At 33.2% G+C, this 15,147-nt stretch carries 10 protein-coding genes; 1 reads left to right on the forward strand and 9 read right to left on the reverse strand.

What is annotated here, in order from left to right; translation table 11 throughout:
* Positions 1-91 precede the first annotated feature (91 nt).
* Together MN581_RS01575 and MN581_RS01580 are read right to left on the reverse strand one after the other, a co-directional pair.
* Positions 92-1,966, reverse strand: a complete 1,875-nt coding sequence (locus MN581_RS01575; RefSeq protein ID WP_241699035.1) for an ABC transporter permease — start codon at positions 1,964-1,966, stop codon at positions 92-94.
* On the reverse strand, positions 1,956-2,708 hold the full coding sequence (locus MN581_RS01580) for an ABC transporter ATP-binding protein (protein WP_241699219.1): 753 nt from the start codon (positions 2,706-2,708) through the stop codon (positions 1,956-1,958). The genes MN581_RS01575 and MN581_RS01580 overlap by 11 nt, the downstream gene beginning before the upstream one ends.
* 185 nt (positions 2,709-2,893) lie before the next feature.
* Between MN581_RS01580 and MN581_RS01585 the strand changes: the two genes are divergently transcribed.
* Positions 2,894-4,993 carry a Na+/H+ antiporter gene (locus MN581_RS01585; protein ID WP_117972787.1) on the forward strand — a complete coding sequence of 700 codons (2,100 nt, stop codon included), beginning with the start codon at positions 2,894-2,896 and terminating at the stop codon, positions 4,991-4,993.
* Between the two features lie 397 nt (positions 4,994-5,390).
* Here the strand turns inward: MN581_RS01585 and glmS are convergent, their stop codons facing one another.
* The 7 genes from glmS to MN581_RS01620 form a co-directional block, all read right to left on the reverse strand.
* Positions 5,391-7,199 (reverse strand): glutamine--fructose-6-phosphate transaminase (isomerizing), encoded by a 1,809-nt coding sequence (glmS, locus tag MN581_RS01590; RefSeq protein WP_241699036.1) that lies wholly within the window; start codon positions 7,197-7,199, stop codon positions 5,391-5,393.
* A gap of 342 nt (positions 7,200-7,541) precedes the next feature.
* On the reverse strand, positions 7,542-8,897 hold the full coding sequence (gene glmM, locus MN581_RS01595) for a phosphoglucosamine mutase (RefSeq protein WP_241699037.1): 1,356 nt from the start codon (positions 8,895-8,897) through the stop codon (positions 7,542-7,544).
* Positions 8,898-8,938: 41 nt separating this feature from the next.
* A complete protein-coding gene (locus tag MN581_RS01600; protein WP_241699038.1) occupies positions 8,939-9,922 on the reverse strand; it encodes a CdaR family protein in 984 nt (327 codons plus the stop codon).
* Positions 9,912-10,811 carry a diadenylate cyclase CdaA gene (gene cdaA, locus MN581_RS01605; protein ID WP_241699039.1) on the reverse strand — a complete coding sequence of 300 codons (900 nt, stop codon included), beginning with the start codon at positions 10,809-10,811 and terminating at the stop codon, positions 9,912-9,914. The genes MN581_RS01600 and cdaA overlap by 11 nt, the downstream gene beginning before the upstream one ends.
* Positions 10,812-11,026: 215 nt before the next feature.
* Positions 11,027-12,463, reverse strand: coding sequence for an NCS2 family permease (locus MN581_RS01610; protein ID WP_241699040.1), 1,437 nt, complete (start codon positions 12,461-12,463; stop codon positions 11,027-11,029).
* Between the two features lie 210 nt (positions 12,464-12,673).
* Positions 12,674-14,056, reverse strand: coding sequence for a 23S rRNA (uracil(1939)-C(5))-methyltransferase RlmD (gene rlmD / locus MN581_RS01615; RefSeq protein ID WP_241699041.1), 1,383 nt, complete (start codon positions 14,054-14,056; stop codon positions 12,674-12,676).
* Between the two features lie 33 nt (positions 14,057-14,089).
* Positions 14,090-15,115 (reverse strand): diacylglycerol kinase, encoded by a 1,026-nt coding sequence (locus MN581_RS01620; protein ID WP_117972794.1) that lies wholly within the window; start codon positions 15,113-15,115, stop codon positions 14,090-14,092.
* Positions 15,116-15,147: the final 32 nt, after the last annotated feature.

A 15,147-nucleotide genomic window follows, 5' to 3' on the forward strand; every position in this document is an offset into this window, starting at 1 on the left:
TTGTTTGTTTATACATGGTTTTAGAAAAAAAGAGACGATTTTGGAAGAAGAAAATCGTCTCAGAGTGAAGACAAACCAATTACTCTGTTTTCTATTCTATAGTGACCTCTTGATATAATTTTCTAAAATAAAAATGACTTGCGATTAAATAATAAATAATTTGTATAACTAAAAATAGACCTATAATCATAAATGCCATCATTTGTAATCTTTGATTAAATAAAGCATACATTGCTTTTAACGCTACTAATCCATGAACAGAAGACACTATAATTGGAGTAAAAAATAAAATGCCAACTTGTCTATAAACGGTCTTCTTGATTTCTTTGCGACTAAGTCCTAATTTATAAACTATTTTAAATTTTTGAATATCTACTGCCATATCACTATATAACCTAAAATATAAAAAACTACCAGCAGACACAAAGAAAATAGCACCAATAAAAAAGCCGACAAATAATACAGGTGTATAAGTTTCTGTAATGGATTCAATAATTAATGGCTTACTTTGAAGACCTTCAATTTCTTTTAAGTGTGTCGCAACCTTTAACTGTTGATCGTGATCTTTCGGATTGCCCATCCATCCAATTTCTTGCTGAATCCCATATTTTTTAGCAAATTGACTATAAACTGTTTTAGGTACTACATACACATTTTGAAAACCAGGCAGAACCACTTTTTCCACCTCAAAATTATTCACAGATACACTTGTTCCATCAGGTAATGGTAACTCTTTTAAGTAGCTTGTTTGAGGTTGCCCTGATAATAGGTTACTATCAATATTTAATCGATAAGACTGATTAGTATCCAATATTTTTTTATTTTTAGTATATTTTGCAATGTTATTATACCCATTTGTACTAATGACTCTGTACCCATTTTGATTTTTAGATTCTGGAACATAGACCACTTTCATACGAAGTTCTGTCATATTTAAGTCTTGATTATCCATTTTACTTTGAACTGCCTCTAAATTATTAACTAATCTTTCTTGATTACCATCAGAGTCTGATAAATAAAAGTCATAAGTCATCGCATTGACAGAAGCAACTGTCATTTCTTTTAACCCTGCTAAAGAGCCAATAGCAGCGAACACAACAGTTGTGATGATTGCTACCAAAAAAAATGACCGTGCATTATCTTTCATCCGAAAGACCAAATCTGAATAGACTAGCATATTCGTTTTTTTCCAAAACCGTTGTTTATTTTTTTGTAGTTGTGTAACAACGAGAATACTTAACTGATTAAACAAAAAATAAGTCCCAATAATTACTATCAATACGACAGGTATCATAGCCACAAAAACCTGCATACCTTGAGCGTACAAAGCAATCGCATACCCCATTCCAATAAATAATAAGGCAAAAATCGATTTTATCTTGGATGATTTGATTTCCTCTTTTCCTAAATCTTCACTTTTAATCAATTCTTGAATGTCCATTTTAGGAATCTTAAACTGAATAAAGAAAGAACTCAAAAAGAATAGAATAGTAAACGCGACAAACGTTATCACAATTGACTTTAATGGAAAATAAAAAGCTAATTGAACCATTAATATCTTTTTACTCAAAAATAATAGCACTTGTGAAAATATTAAGCCAGCTAGAATACCAATAACTGTGGCAAAAAATCCCACTATAGTATTTTCTTGAAAAATCATCTTTCTTAACTGTTTTGGAGACATCCCTTGGATTAACAACAAACCAAATTCTTTCTTACGTGATTGGAGAAAGATGTCCATAGAATATAACACGTAAAAAAATGAAAAAATATAAATAATACTTGACGATAGATTCATGCCCACTATAACAAACGGATGCATAGATGATTCACCAAGAGATGGATGATTAGAGAAAGTTAAAAAAGTTAAAAACGTCATGACAGTTGTTAACGTGCTTAAAAAATAGGCTAGATATAATGGTTTATTTCGAATAGTATTTTTATAAATAAATTCCTTAAAAGTCATATACTTCACCTTCCAACTGCCTCAAACTAAATAGAATATCATCATAAAACTCACTTTGAGAACTATGTCGACTAATTTCATCGCTTAATTCACCATCTTTAATAAACACAATACGCTGACAATAACTTGCAGCAAGAACATCATGCGTCACCATTAAAATCGTAGAATTAAGTCTAGTATTTAACTCTGATAATAATCTCATAACGTCTTTTGATGATTTCGTGTCTAAATTTCCAGTTGGTTCATCTGCTAGTAATAACTTTGGTTCATGAATCATTGAACGTGCAATAGCAACACGTTGTGCTTGTCCACCAGAAATATTACTAATTCGTTTGTTTAACAATGATTCAATACCTAATACTTCAGAGATATCATTTAATTTTTTTGTCATAACACTAACTTTTTCACCATCTAGTGTCAATGGTAGCACAATATTTTCTGCTACGGTTAAGGTGGGTATCAAGTTAAATCCTTGAAATACAAACCCTAATTGATTTCGTCTAAATTTTGCTAAATCCTCTTGATTTAAATTCGACGCTCGTTCACCATCAATTGTGATGTTTCCTGATGAAGGCTGATCTATTGTACCAACGAGATTTAGAAGAGTTGATTTACCACTTCCAGAAGGACCCATAATGCCAACAAATTCACCCTCTTTTACACTGAGGCTCACTCCCTTTAGTGCTTGAAATAATGAATCTCCTGTACCAAACGTTTTTGTTACGTTATTTATTTCTAACATCTTTTTACCCACTTTCGTTCTCACAATCCCCTCATTATAGAATAACATGTTAACGTTTATATTAAAACGAACAATATCCCAAGATTGTTAACACATAATAATTTTAACACTGTTTTATTAGAAAAGGCTATTATTCATACAGATTTTTGCTATACTTATTATATACAAAAAATGGAGGTGAAGCTATGGCAGTATTAGAAACCACTATTTTACTGATTATACTCGTTATTCTATCTAATATTATCAGTCACTATCTTGTGGCAGTTCCTACCGCATTAATTGAAATAGCCGTTGGTGTTATTGCCGCATTATTTTTACATTTAGATATAGAATTACAAACTGATTGGTTTATGTTGTTATTTGTAGCACCACTTTTATACAATGATGCCAAGCATTTTCCAAAGAAAGAATTATGGGAACTACGAGCTCCAATTTTTGCTAATGCTATTTTCCTTGTCTTTCTTACTACAATTGCAGGAGGACTATTAATTAATTTATTTATCCCACAAGTCAGCTTGCCATTAGCCTTTGCTTTGGCAGCTGTATTATCACCAACCGATCCAGTAGCAGTTCAAGGTATCGCTGAACAAGTAAAACTTCCTAAACGAATTTTAACGTTAATCAGTGGGGAGAGTTTGATTAATGATGCTAGTGGATTAATCGCTTTTAAATATGCACTAGCGGCCTTTCTAACTGGCACTTTCTCATTAAGACAAGCCTCTGGTGACTTTATTTATATGACTTTAATCGGTACACTGACTGGCTATATCATCAGTCGACTAATCTATTTGATTCAAAGGAGTTTGTTAAGGCAAGGCATTCAAGATGTTATTTTACATTCGTCTCTTCAAGTAATGACGCCTTTTGTTATTTTTATTATGGCAGAAATCGTTCGGGCATCAGGAGTTATTGCAGTAGTCGTTTCAGGTGTTATGGCCATTCAGCAAGAGCCATTATTTAGAGGACAATTTTCTGAGATAAAAATTGTAACCAATAAATTATGGGATATTATTATTTACTTGCTAAATGGCATTGTTTTTGTCGTATTAGGTACAACTCTTCCTTATGCTATGCGTGGAGCCATTATTAATCCTACTATTAATAATGCTCTGTTAATCCTTTATGTTATCATCGTGTGGCTTATACTGATGATAATAAGAACATTATGGACGTATGCTTACATGTGGTATCATTACTTTAAAGCAAAAGATAACATCCAACTAAAGCCCAAATTTTCTATTGCTATTTTAACGGGATTAACTGGTGTTAGGGGAGCTGTTACTATGGCGATGGTTTTATCTATTCCATTCTTTTTACCAAATGGTGCGGTATTCCAAGAACGATATCTGATTATCTTTTTAGCTAGTGGCGTTATTTTAGCAAGTTTACTAGTCGCTGTGATTACATTGCCTATTTTCACAAAACAGAAAAAGCGATTGATCTTAGCCGGGGATGAAGGAACACAAGAACCTATTGATGACTCAAATAATTCATCTCAACTACCTGAAATAGAAGCTAGAAAATTAATGACTAAACGAGCCATTCAATCCTTACAGCAAGAGTTAAATAATGAAAATCAATTAATTATTAACGATATTCTACAAGATTTTGATAAGCAGTTACGTTTCTTATACTTAGATGATAATCATACATCTAACACTGTTTATTATGAATTAGAATCAGATTATAGATGCCAAGCAGCAGATTTTGAAACAAATAAAGTAATGGAGATACTACCTCAACTAGCATTACCTAAAAAAATTGAACAAAACTATTTAAAAATGCTTGAATACAAACAACGTGCCCATTCAAGTAATGTTAAAATCATCATACAACGTTCTTTGTACAAAGTTCAGAAAAAAATCAAAAGAATCGTATATCAGACTTTTCTAAAACGACAACCTGAAAAATCCCAATTAGATAATGTTAAAAAAATTACCTTATTAGAAGTTAAAAGTTCTGAAGCAACTTTTGATATGTTAAATGATTGTCAAAATAATTTAGATAAAGCAGACAAATATTTTACAGTAAAATATAATATTTTAAACCAACTTATGATGGAATATACAAGTAAGATACATCGCATTCAGCATTATCATCTTATTCAAGAATCATCTTATCAAGAGATATACAGAGATTATTTTTTAAGGGCTCTTGATGAAGAAAGAGGTATGATTCAAAAGCTTCTTGAACAAGGGCGAATTTCTAATACTATGGCAAATCAACTACGCCAAGGAATTAATTACAATGAAACATCCTTTCTACAAACAAATATTGAAGATTAAATTAAAACATAACAAAAAGTCGAAAATTAATTCAATTTTCGACTTTTTGTTATGTAAAAATATCTTTTGATTATTGTGTTATCTATAGTATAAGCTAGTTCATATTCATTGCCTAAATCGTCAACCAATCATTTGTCATTTAAATCAGATATAGTAAATTTTTTTATGATATCTTTTCCACTAATAGTGACTTTTTCATTTTTTATCTACTGATATAACAACATTTTTAAATAATTTTTCGATTTTCTTATCAAAATGATATAAAATATTTTCTTTAAACGACTCTTTATGAGTCACAACTGAAGTAATTGAGCAAATTTAATTTTTAACCACTCCACTCTTTTTAAATATTATACAAAAAAACCAACCTTCACTTAAGAAAATTGGTTTTAATTGTTTATTCTACTGTCACACTTTTTGCTAAGTTACGTGGTTTATCAACATCTAATCCTCTTTGCAAACTGGCATAATATGCTAATAATTGTAACGGCACCACACTAACTAGTGGTGTTAGTAGTTCATGTACTGGCAACAACACGAGTTCGTCGCCTTCATGTGCGACATTTTCAAGTGAGATTGTTAAAACATTTGCCCCACGACTTTCCACTTCTTTTGCGTTTCCGCGTGTATGACTGGCTGTTTTTTCATCTGTGATAATCGAAATGACTGGTGTGCCTTCTTCAATCAAGGCAATGGTTCCATGTTTTAATTCCCCAGCAGCAAATCCTTCTGCTTGAATATAAGAAATTTCTTTTAATTTAAGCGCTGCTTCCATCGATACGGCATAATCTAGTCCACGACCAATAAAGAAGGCATTGCGTGTTGTTCCTAAGAGCGACTCGCTAAGACCAGCTATTAATTCTTTTTCACTAATCATTGAATCCATTACAGAGGCGATAATTGCCATCTCATGAGCTAAATCAATTGATGACGCTTTTTCTAATCCTTTTTTTAATCCAATAGATTGTGCTAAATAAGCCATAACTGCAATTTGAGACGTATAAGCTTTTGTTGATGCTACGGCAATTTCTGGACCGGCATGTAATAATAACGTGTAGGTCGCTTCACGTGATAGTGTAGAACCTTTTACGTTCGTAATAGTCAGTGATGGTAAATTCAATTCATTTACTTTAACCAATACTTGACGACTATCAGCTGTTTCACCACTTTGCGTTAAGAAAATGAAGAAAGGCTTCTCTGATAAAATTGGCATATCATAGCCCATCTCACTAGCTAAATGTACTTCAACTGGAATATGCGTTAACTCTTCAATGATTTTTTTACCAACTAAACCGGCATGCCAACTTGTACCGCATCCAACGATATAGATACGATCACTTGATGCCATATGAGAGATAATATCTTCATCAATTGTTGTCTTGCCATCTTCTGTTAAATATTCAGAAATTAATTTTCTCATCACACTTGGTTGCTCATCAATTTCTTTTAACATGTAATGAGGGTATAAACCTTTTTCAGTGTCTGTTGCATCAATATCAGCCACAAAAGACTCACGTGATAATTTATTTGACTCTCTATCAAAAATAGTCAACTCACCTGGTGTTAAAATAATGCGTTCACCATCTTTAATTTCAACAAATTCATTTGTTTCATTAATCATGGCCATTGCATCACTACCAACATAATGGCAATTTTCGCCAAGTCCGATTAGTAATGGGCTTTTATTTTTCGCAAGGTATAGTGTGTTGCTATCTTCTACGTCCATTAATGCAATCGCATAAGAACCTTCTACTTTGTCTAAAGCTGCTTTAAATGCTTCAAAAGGCGTTTTACCTTGACGATAAAAATAATCAACCAATTCAACGACAATCTCACTATCTGTATCCCCTTTTAAGGCGATATCAGTTAAATAATCATTTTTTAACTCTAAATAATTTTCAATCACGCCATTATGTACTAAACAGAATTTTCCACTTGTTGATTGATGTGGGTGTGCATTTTCTGTATTTGGTACACCATGCGTTGCCCAACGTGTATGACCAATTCCAATATGGCCTTCAGGAATGTTATTAGCCAAAGCTTTTAATTCACTCACACGACCTGGTGCTTTAACAAGGTAAGCTTCTGTATCATCCGCTACCATAATTCCTGCTGAATCATAGCCTCTATATTCTAATTTTTCTAATCCTGTTAACAAGATATCTTTCGCTTGGTTGTTTCCGATTACTCCAACTATTCCACACATTCATATTTCCAACTTTCTTTTAAAATAGTTGTTTCTATTTTTTTGCATGAATAAAGTTTTGTCAAACAAGTTCCCTTGCTATTTTGTCTTTATCCTAAGAGTGCAAACCCTATGAGCCACCCGCCGAATTTTCGATAAACTCATTCCTCGTCACCTAAAAAGGTCTGGCGCTAAATTGGTATAGATACCTTAAATAGTAATAAAAAATAGAAACAAGATTATAATAACCTTTAATAAACTTTCAGTCAACATTAAAATAAATTTATCTTTCTTTTTATGTCATTTTGGTATAGACAAAAAAATGATGTTATCATCCCTGAATAACATCATTTTTTGCAAACCTTAAATTCCTATTTCTTGAATCACGACATTCGCAATTTTTTCTACATAATAATTTACTTTTTCTTCTGTTGGTGCTTCGGCCATCACACGTAATAGCGGTTCAGTTCCTGAAGGTCTTACTAAGACACGACCATCGCCGTCCATTTCTCCTTCTACTTCTTCAATTACTGCTTTAATCGCCGGAACATCCATTGCACCATATTTATCTGATACTTTAATATTAACCAATTTTTGGGGATATTCTTCAATATCCGCTACTAATTCAGATAATTTTTTACCGGAAGATTTCATCACTTGCATTAGTTGAATACCAGATAATAAACCATCACCAGTTGTATTATGTTGTAAGAAAACAATATGTCCAGATTGTTCTCCACCAAGATTGTAACCAGACTTTCTCATTTCTTCTACAACATAACGATCTCCTACTTGAGTTGTTACAGCTGCTAAGCCAGCTTCTTCAACAGCTTTATGGAAACCTAAGTTACTCATAACTGTTGCAACAATCGTATTTTTATTCAATTCATCGTTTGATGCAAGATATTTTCCGCAAATATATAAAATTTTATCTCCATCAACAATTTGACCATTTTCATCAACTGCTATTACGCGATCACCATCACCATCAAATGCCAAGCCTAAGTCTGCTTCTTTTTCAACAACAAATTTAGTTAATTCTTCAGGATGAGTCGATCCTACACCGTCATTAATATTTAATCCATCTGGTCTTACTCCCATTGTATAGAAATCAGTATCTAAATCAGCAAATAATTGATTAATCAATGGACTAGTTGCACCGTTTGCTCCATCTAGACAAACAGTTAATCCATTCAACGATTCAGATACCGTTTTTTTCAAGAATTCAATATATTTTTGAGAACCCTCACGGTAGATATTCAATGTTCCTAGCCCTAAAGCTGATGGACGAGGCAATAAATCTGTTTCCGCATCTAATAATACCTCAATCTCCTCTTCCTCTTCATCAGATAATTTGAAGCCATCAGGACCAAAGAATTTAATCCCATTATCTTCAGCAGGATTATGTGATGCTGAAATCATAACACCAGCAGCTGCTTTTTGTGTTCTTGTTAAATAAGCCACACCAGGAGTTGAAATAACGCCAAGTTGCAATACTTCGATTCCAACTGATAACAATCCAGAAATTAATGCTTGTTCTAATAATTGACCAGAAATTCGCGTATCTCTGCCTACTAATACCTGTGGTTTTCCTTCTGTCAAATGGCTGTGCTGACATAAAACATGTCCTCCACAACGTCCGATTTTAAATGCTAACTCTGGTGTCAATTCTTTATTGGCTATTCCTCTAACACCATCAGTTCCAAAATATTTACCCATTTTTTTATCTCCTAACTCAATTTACAATTTATTCTTTTATTTTATTTACTCGAACTATCACTCGTTGATGTTTTTACTTCATTTGGTTTAACTGTCACTGAGACAGTTTCTGGAATAACTTTCACTCCATTTGGAACAACAACAGCATATGAGCTAGTTACCGTTTCTTTAATATTACTTGTATCAATTTTTAATTCAATACCGTTTATTTCATCTAGTACTTCTTTAGGCCCTTCAATATCAACCATGTCATCTTTAATAGTAAAGGTAAAATCTTTTATCCCTTTAGGTATCGTTCCTGACTGAACAGGTGTAACTTTTACTCGTTTGCTTGGGACCGTTACTTTTACATTCACACTAACTGTTTCAGGTTCAATTTTTACATCAAGGGGCTCGCCAGATTTATTGACTGCATAAGGTTTGACTCTTTCAGAAAAATTGCTTGTCACATTTGTTTTATCACTCACACCTGCAATCACTCTGTCTACTTCTTTGACAGATGCTTCTGAACCACTTACTTTTACAGTCATCGGGTCAATTGTTGCTTCATTTGTTGAGTAACCCTCTTGATAAATTTTATTATCAATTGCCGGTTCCACTTTGAATGTATTACTATCCTTATTTTCGATCGTTACTGATAGTTTGCTTGGCTTAATAGTTCCCTTAACAGAATTAGGCAACCCAACTACCTCTAAAGGTACCTCATGTGTTCCTACATTATATTTAGTTAAGTCCATGACAACTGAAAATCCTCGTGTCTCAGCATTGGATTCTTTATCAAGTAAAATTTTATTATTACTTGTTAAATCAACAGAAACGGTTTCTTGGTAACCAGAAATAAAGTATTTATCTTGATTATACGTTACATTGACAGGTACATTTTCAGCTGTTGCTTGCAATTCTTTCATCGTTCCTGTAACGGATTTATTCGAAATAACAAACGAATTAGCATTATAATATAATAGAATAGCAAAAAAGAGAGATAAAATTCGAATAAACCAAGGTGATCTACTATCATTTTTCATCTTTTTTGCCTCCTTTTTTAAAGCTTTTTTTTACGTCTTCAATAAACAACGCAATACCTGATTGTGACTCTTCTTCACTAAAATCAGATAATTCTTGTTTTAACACTTCCAGATACGCTTCACGTTGAAGTCCAGGTAGAAATATTTTATTGTGTGTAATACTAACCTCTCCTGTTTCTTCTGATACAACAAGTGTTAAGGCATCTGATGTTTCACTGACACCAATTGCAGCACGATGTCTTGTTCCAAACTCTTTTGGAATTTTATTACTCTCAGACAGAGGTAAATAACTTGAAGCGGATGCTATTTTATTGTCTTTAATAATCACTGCACCATCATGTAATGGAGTATTTGGAATAAAAATATTAATTAATAACTGACTAGAAATATCTGCATCAAGTGGAATACCACTTTCAATAATATCGATTAAATTATCATTTCGTTGAATAGTAATCAACGCACCAATTTTCCGTTTAGACATATACTGTAGTGCTTCATCTAAAGCTGTTATAAAAGACTGTTGCATGTTTTTTTGTCTGCTAGAATGTGTTAAGGCAGCTCCTCTACCAAGATGTTCTAGCCCTCGTCTAACTTCTGGTTGAAAAATAACAATTGCTGCGACAACACCATAAGTGATCACCTGATTCATTAGCCATGAAACAGTATTTAAACCTAAAAAATCACTAACGATTCTTACAATGATAATCACTGCGATCCCCTTAAAAACTTGGATAGCCTTTGTGTCATTTAATAGCATTAAGAACTTGTAAACAACATACCAAACGACTAATATATCTACTACATGGATCAAAACACTCAAAGTTAAATACTTGTTGAGTAAATTTTGCCAAATCTCAGGTCTGAACAAGCTCGTTCCAGTTAATATCATCTTGCTCCTCCCCCTTCATTTTTTTTATAAGTATTTACACTATTAATAATCCCCCCAAATACTTGCTTTATGATACTTTTCTTATTATAACATAGGTTTATAATCTGAAAACCTAGAAATTATTTTTTTAACCATTTAATACATTTTTTACATAAAAAAACGCACCTGACATAATTATTAATCAGATACGTTTTATTCTTTTTATTTAATACTTATTATAATGTTGCTAAAACAATAAAGTTAATAATAAATAGTCCAGTAACGATCCATAAAACTGGAGAAATCTCTTTTACTTTTCCTTTAACTACTTTGATCAACACAAAAAATATAAAGCCAGCAGCAATACCATAAGAAATACTATAAGCTAGTCCCATAAAAATTGAAGTAAAGAAGGCTGGAATGGCATCTTCTAAATTGGTCCACTCAATTTCTTTAAATGATGACATCATCATCACGCCAACCAAAATTAATGCCGGCGCAGTTGCTTGTGTTGGAACAGCTCCTACAACTGGGGATAAAAAGCTACTCAATAAGAACATTGCTGCAACAACGACAGATGTTAACCCCGTTCTACCACCTGCACCAATGCCTGCTGCACTCTCAACATAGGTTGTCACGTTACTTGTTCCTACAATAGCACCTGCAGTTGTAGCAATAGCATCTGCAAACAATGCTTTATCCATTTTTGAATGAATCCCTCGACTAGTCATAACGGACTCTTCTTCTTCCTTAGAAAAAATACCAGTACGACGACCAGTTCCTATAAAGGTGCCAATAGTATCAAAAATATCAGACAAACTAAAAGCTAAGACCGTTAATAATACTTGTGGAATTTTTGATGCATCAGAAAACAGTGATGGCATACCATTTGGACCAAACGCTGCACCAAATGTTGTACCTAATTCTTTAATTGAGTTTACTAAAGAATTTTGTTGAAAATTAATCGTACTTAAATCAACTACACCCATTGGAATTGACATAATTGTTGTAATAACAATACCTATTAAGATAGCACCTTTTACATTTTTTATCACTAAAATAGTTGTAATAATTAATCCAATTAAGGCTAATATGATAGCAGGATTATTAAAATTCGCTAACGCTGGAACAATTCCCCCATTCGATACAACATTTGTTGCTTTATCACCATCAACAACTGATGAAACAATTGCGCTCTCATCTGATGTAAAGTGTAAAAATCCTGCATTTTTAATTCCAACATATGCAATAAAAATTCCTATTCCTCCACCAATAGCATGTTGTAAACTTTCAGGTATTGATTGAATAATTAATTTTCTTAATTTTGTAATTGTAATAATGATATTAATCATACCACATAAGAAAACCATTGCTAAACCTTGTTCCCATGAATAACCTAATCCCATCACAACTGTAAAGGTAAAAAAAGCATTTAATCCCATACCTGGGGCTTGGGCATATGGAACATTTGCAAACAAGCCCATTATTAGCGTTCCTATTGCGGATGCGATAATAGTTGCTAAAAAAACTGCTTGAAATGGCATTCCTGATAATGATAAAATAGTTGGATTCACAAATAAGATATAACTCATGGCAAAAAATGTTGTAACTCCTGCCATAATTTCTGTTGAAACAGTCGTATTATTTTCTTTTAACTTAAAAAACTTTTCCATTCCCTAACATTACACCTTCCATTATATATTTTGTTCGTCAATATCTTTAACAAAATTGATTATAAAGTGACTATTAAAAAATAGCAATCATTTATTTATATTTTGTTGTTTTTTTGTTTGAAATGTTCGTGTTTTATCTATTTTAATAGTAATTTATATTTTTTATAACATACAAAAAGACAAGTAAAGTTTTTTACTTGTCTTTTTTCGTTATGATTTTCTCTTTAACACTGTCACACACTCAATATGTGTCGTTTGTGGGAACATATCGACTGGATAAACAGTATCACTTGTATAGCCTAAACCAGCAAACAGTTTCATATCACGTGCCATCGTACTTGGATCACATGAAATATAAACAATTTTTTCTGGTTGTAATTCAACTGATTGTTTGATAAAGCCTTCTGTTAACCCTTTTCTTGGTGGGTCAACGACAATCACATCAAATTTAATACCATCTGCTGTCCAATTTTTTAGAACTTTATCAGCTGATCCGGCTTTAAATTCAACATTTGTAATGTTATTGATTTCAGCGTTATGAATCGCATCTTCAATCGCTTCTGGCACGATTTCCACGCCGTACACTTTCTTCACTTTGTTAGCCATACTCAAGCCAATAGTTCCAATACCACAATACGCATCAAGAACCACATCATCTTCTTTCAAATCAGCTAACTCAATGGCTTTTTTATAAAGATTTTCAGCTTGTTCAGTGTTTACTTGGTAGAACGACTGCGCTGAGATATGGTACGTCTTACCTAATAACTCATCACTAATGCTATCTTTACCGTATAAGACATTCAAACGTTCGTCTAAGACTTTGTTTGTCACGTTTGGTTGGATGTTTTGCATCACAGATACCACGTTTGGATATGCCTCCACCAGTTCAGTCACAATATCATGTAAGTAGAAAATTTTCTTTTTACGTGTCACAAAAGTAACCATCACTTCATTTGAATAGTGACCTTTGCGAATCACGATGCTTTTAAGATGTCCTGAATGTTGGCTTTCATCATATGGTTTGATTGAATATTTTCTAAGTCTTTCTTTCAAGAATAATAAAATCTCATCAATCATTTTATCTTGAATTAAAAAGTCTTCTACCACAATTAAGTCATGACTATTTTTTCTAAAGAAACCAAGTTCAATGTCAGCACCAATCATACGAACTGGAATTTGTGCTTTATTACGATAAGCAAAGGGGTGTTCCATACCTAAAACGTCCGCAACGTTTAATTCATCAAAACCACCAATTCGTTTCATCGCTTGAGTCACTTGATTTTTCTTGAAATCAAGTTGCGCATCATAGCTCATATGATGTAGTGGGGCGATCCCTGTACGAATTAAATCTTTTTCCACCGCTTCAACTCGGTTTTCACTTGTCGTTTCCCATGTCATAATTTTTGCGAAGGCAAATTTTTTCATGACTTTCATTACATGAATTTTTACCCGCTCACCCGTAATCCCTGCTTCAACAAAAATGGGGAAACCATCCACTTTTGCTACTCCACGTCCGTCATAGGTCATATCGACGATATCAACAACTAAACGCTCATTTTTTTTCACTGGTGCTTCTATTTTTTGTTTTTTCATAAAATCCTCTTTCTCTTTTAAACAGTGCACGTACTACTCTTTATTGCCAAAAATAGTACCGTCTTCATTAATATCTTCTTGAGTGAGTTGTTCGACTTCTTCGATAAATCGATCAGACGCCTCTTCTTCATCAATTGAAATAGCCGATTCAGGTATTTCATCCAAATTAGCATAAATTTCTATGTGTTGTTTGTAATTTATAAATTCCATTGGGGCATCTCCACCATATTCCCCATCTAAATTAATCATCATACGGTAATCATCATCAAAGGCTTCAGCGTGTAACCTTGACGTTTTAATGTATTCTATTCTAGGATCGTCAATGTGTTTTCCACCGTTTAACATCAAAGCAACCAAATGCATGATTTCTAATACATTGGCTGTTTTCACGATTATCAGTGAAAATTTCCCATCATCTAACTGAGCGTCGGGAACAATTTGTTCAAAGCCACCAACTGAATTGGTTAGCCCTAAGAAAAACATGGATGCTTTGCCATCAAATTCACCATCGTCATATTTCAGACGCATCTTGATTGTTTTCACTCGTGGCAACATCTCTGCTCCTTTTGCTAAATAGGCAAGATAACCAAAAACACTTTTCAGATGAGATGGTACTTCATAGGTCAATTCAGTTAAGTAACCACCTGCTGCGATATTCATAAAATATGTGTTCCCAGCTTTTCCAATATCTGATCTAATGGTTTGATTTTTTAAAATCACTTCTGCTGCTTTCACCACATTATCACGCGGAATTTGCAACGCTCGAGCAAAATCATTGGTTGTTCCACCAGGAATAACTGCTAATTTAGGGCGTTTTTCTAGTGGAGCAATACCATTAATCACTTCATTAATCGTGCCATCACCACCTGCTGCGATAATCAAATCAAAACCAGCATTCGCGGCTCTTGCTGCTTCTTTTTTGGCAGAAAAAGGCTCCGGTGTCGTCGCAAAGGCACTGGCTTCATATCCAGCTTTTTCAATCACCATTAAAATATCTGCTAAATTTCGTTTTAACAACTCTTTTCCAGATGTTGGATTATAAATTAATCTTGCTCTCATTTAACTTGCTCCTTCATATCGAACGTTGTCAA

Source organism: Vagococcus sp. CY53-2 (genome assembly GCF_022604695.1).
GTDB lineage: Bacteria > Bacillota > Bacilli > Lactobacillales > Vagococcaceae > Vagococcus.

Excerpts from the sequence above, each read along its gene's own strand:
- MN581_RS01575 (WP_241699035.1), bottom strand. The coding sequence starts at position 1,966 with ATGACTTTTAAGGAATTTATTTATAAAAATACTATTCGAAATAAACCA.
- MN581_RS01580 (WP_241699219.1), bottom strand. The coding sequence starts at position 2,708 with ATGTTAGAAATAAATAACGTAACAAAAACGTTTGGTACAGGAGATTCA.
- MN581_RS01585 (WP_117972787.1), top strand. The coding sequence starts at position 2,894 with ATGGCAGTATTAGAAACCACTATTTTACTGATTATACTCGTTATTCTA.
- glmS (WP_241699036.1), bottom strand. The coding sequence starts at position 7,199 with ATGTGTGGAATAGTTGGAGTAATCGGAAACAACCAAGCGAAAGATATC.
- glmM (WP_241699037.1), bottom strand. The coding sequence starts at position 8,897 with ATGGGTAAATATTTTGGAACTGATGGTGTTAGAGGAATAGCCAATAAA.
- MN581_RS01600 (WP_241699038.1), bottom strand. The coding sequence starts at position 9,922 with ATGAAAAATGATAGTAGATCACCTTGGTTTATTCGAATTTTATCTCTC.
- cdaA (WP_241699039.1), bottom strand. The coding sequence starts at position 10,811 with ATGATATTAACTGGAACGAGCTTGTTCAGACCTGAGATTTGGCAAAAT.
- MN581_RS01610 (WP_241699040.1), bottom strand. The coding sequence starts at position 12,463 with ATGGAAAAGTTTTTTAAGTTAAAAGAAAATAATACGACTGTTTCAACA.
- rlmD (WP_241699041.1), bottom strand. The coding sequence starts at position 14,056 with ATGAAAAAACAAAAAATAGAAGCACCAGTGAAAAAAAATGAGCGTTTA.
- MN581_RS01620 (WP_117972794.1), bottom strand. The coding sequence starts at position 15,115 with ATGAGAGCAAGATTAATTTATAATCCAACATCTGGAAAAGAGTTGTTA.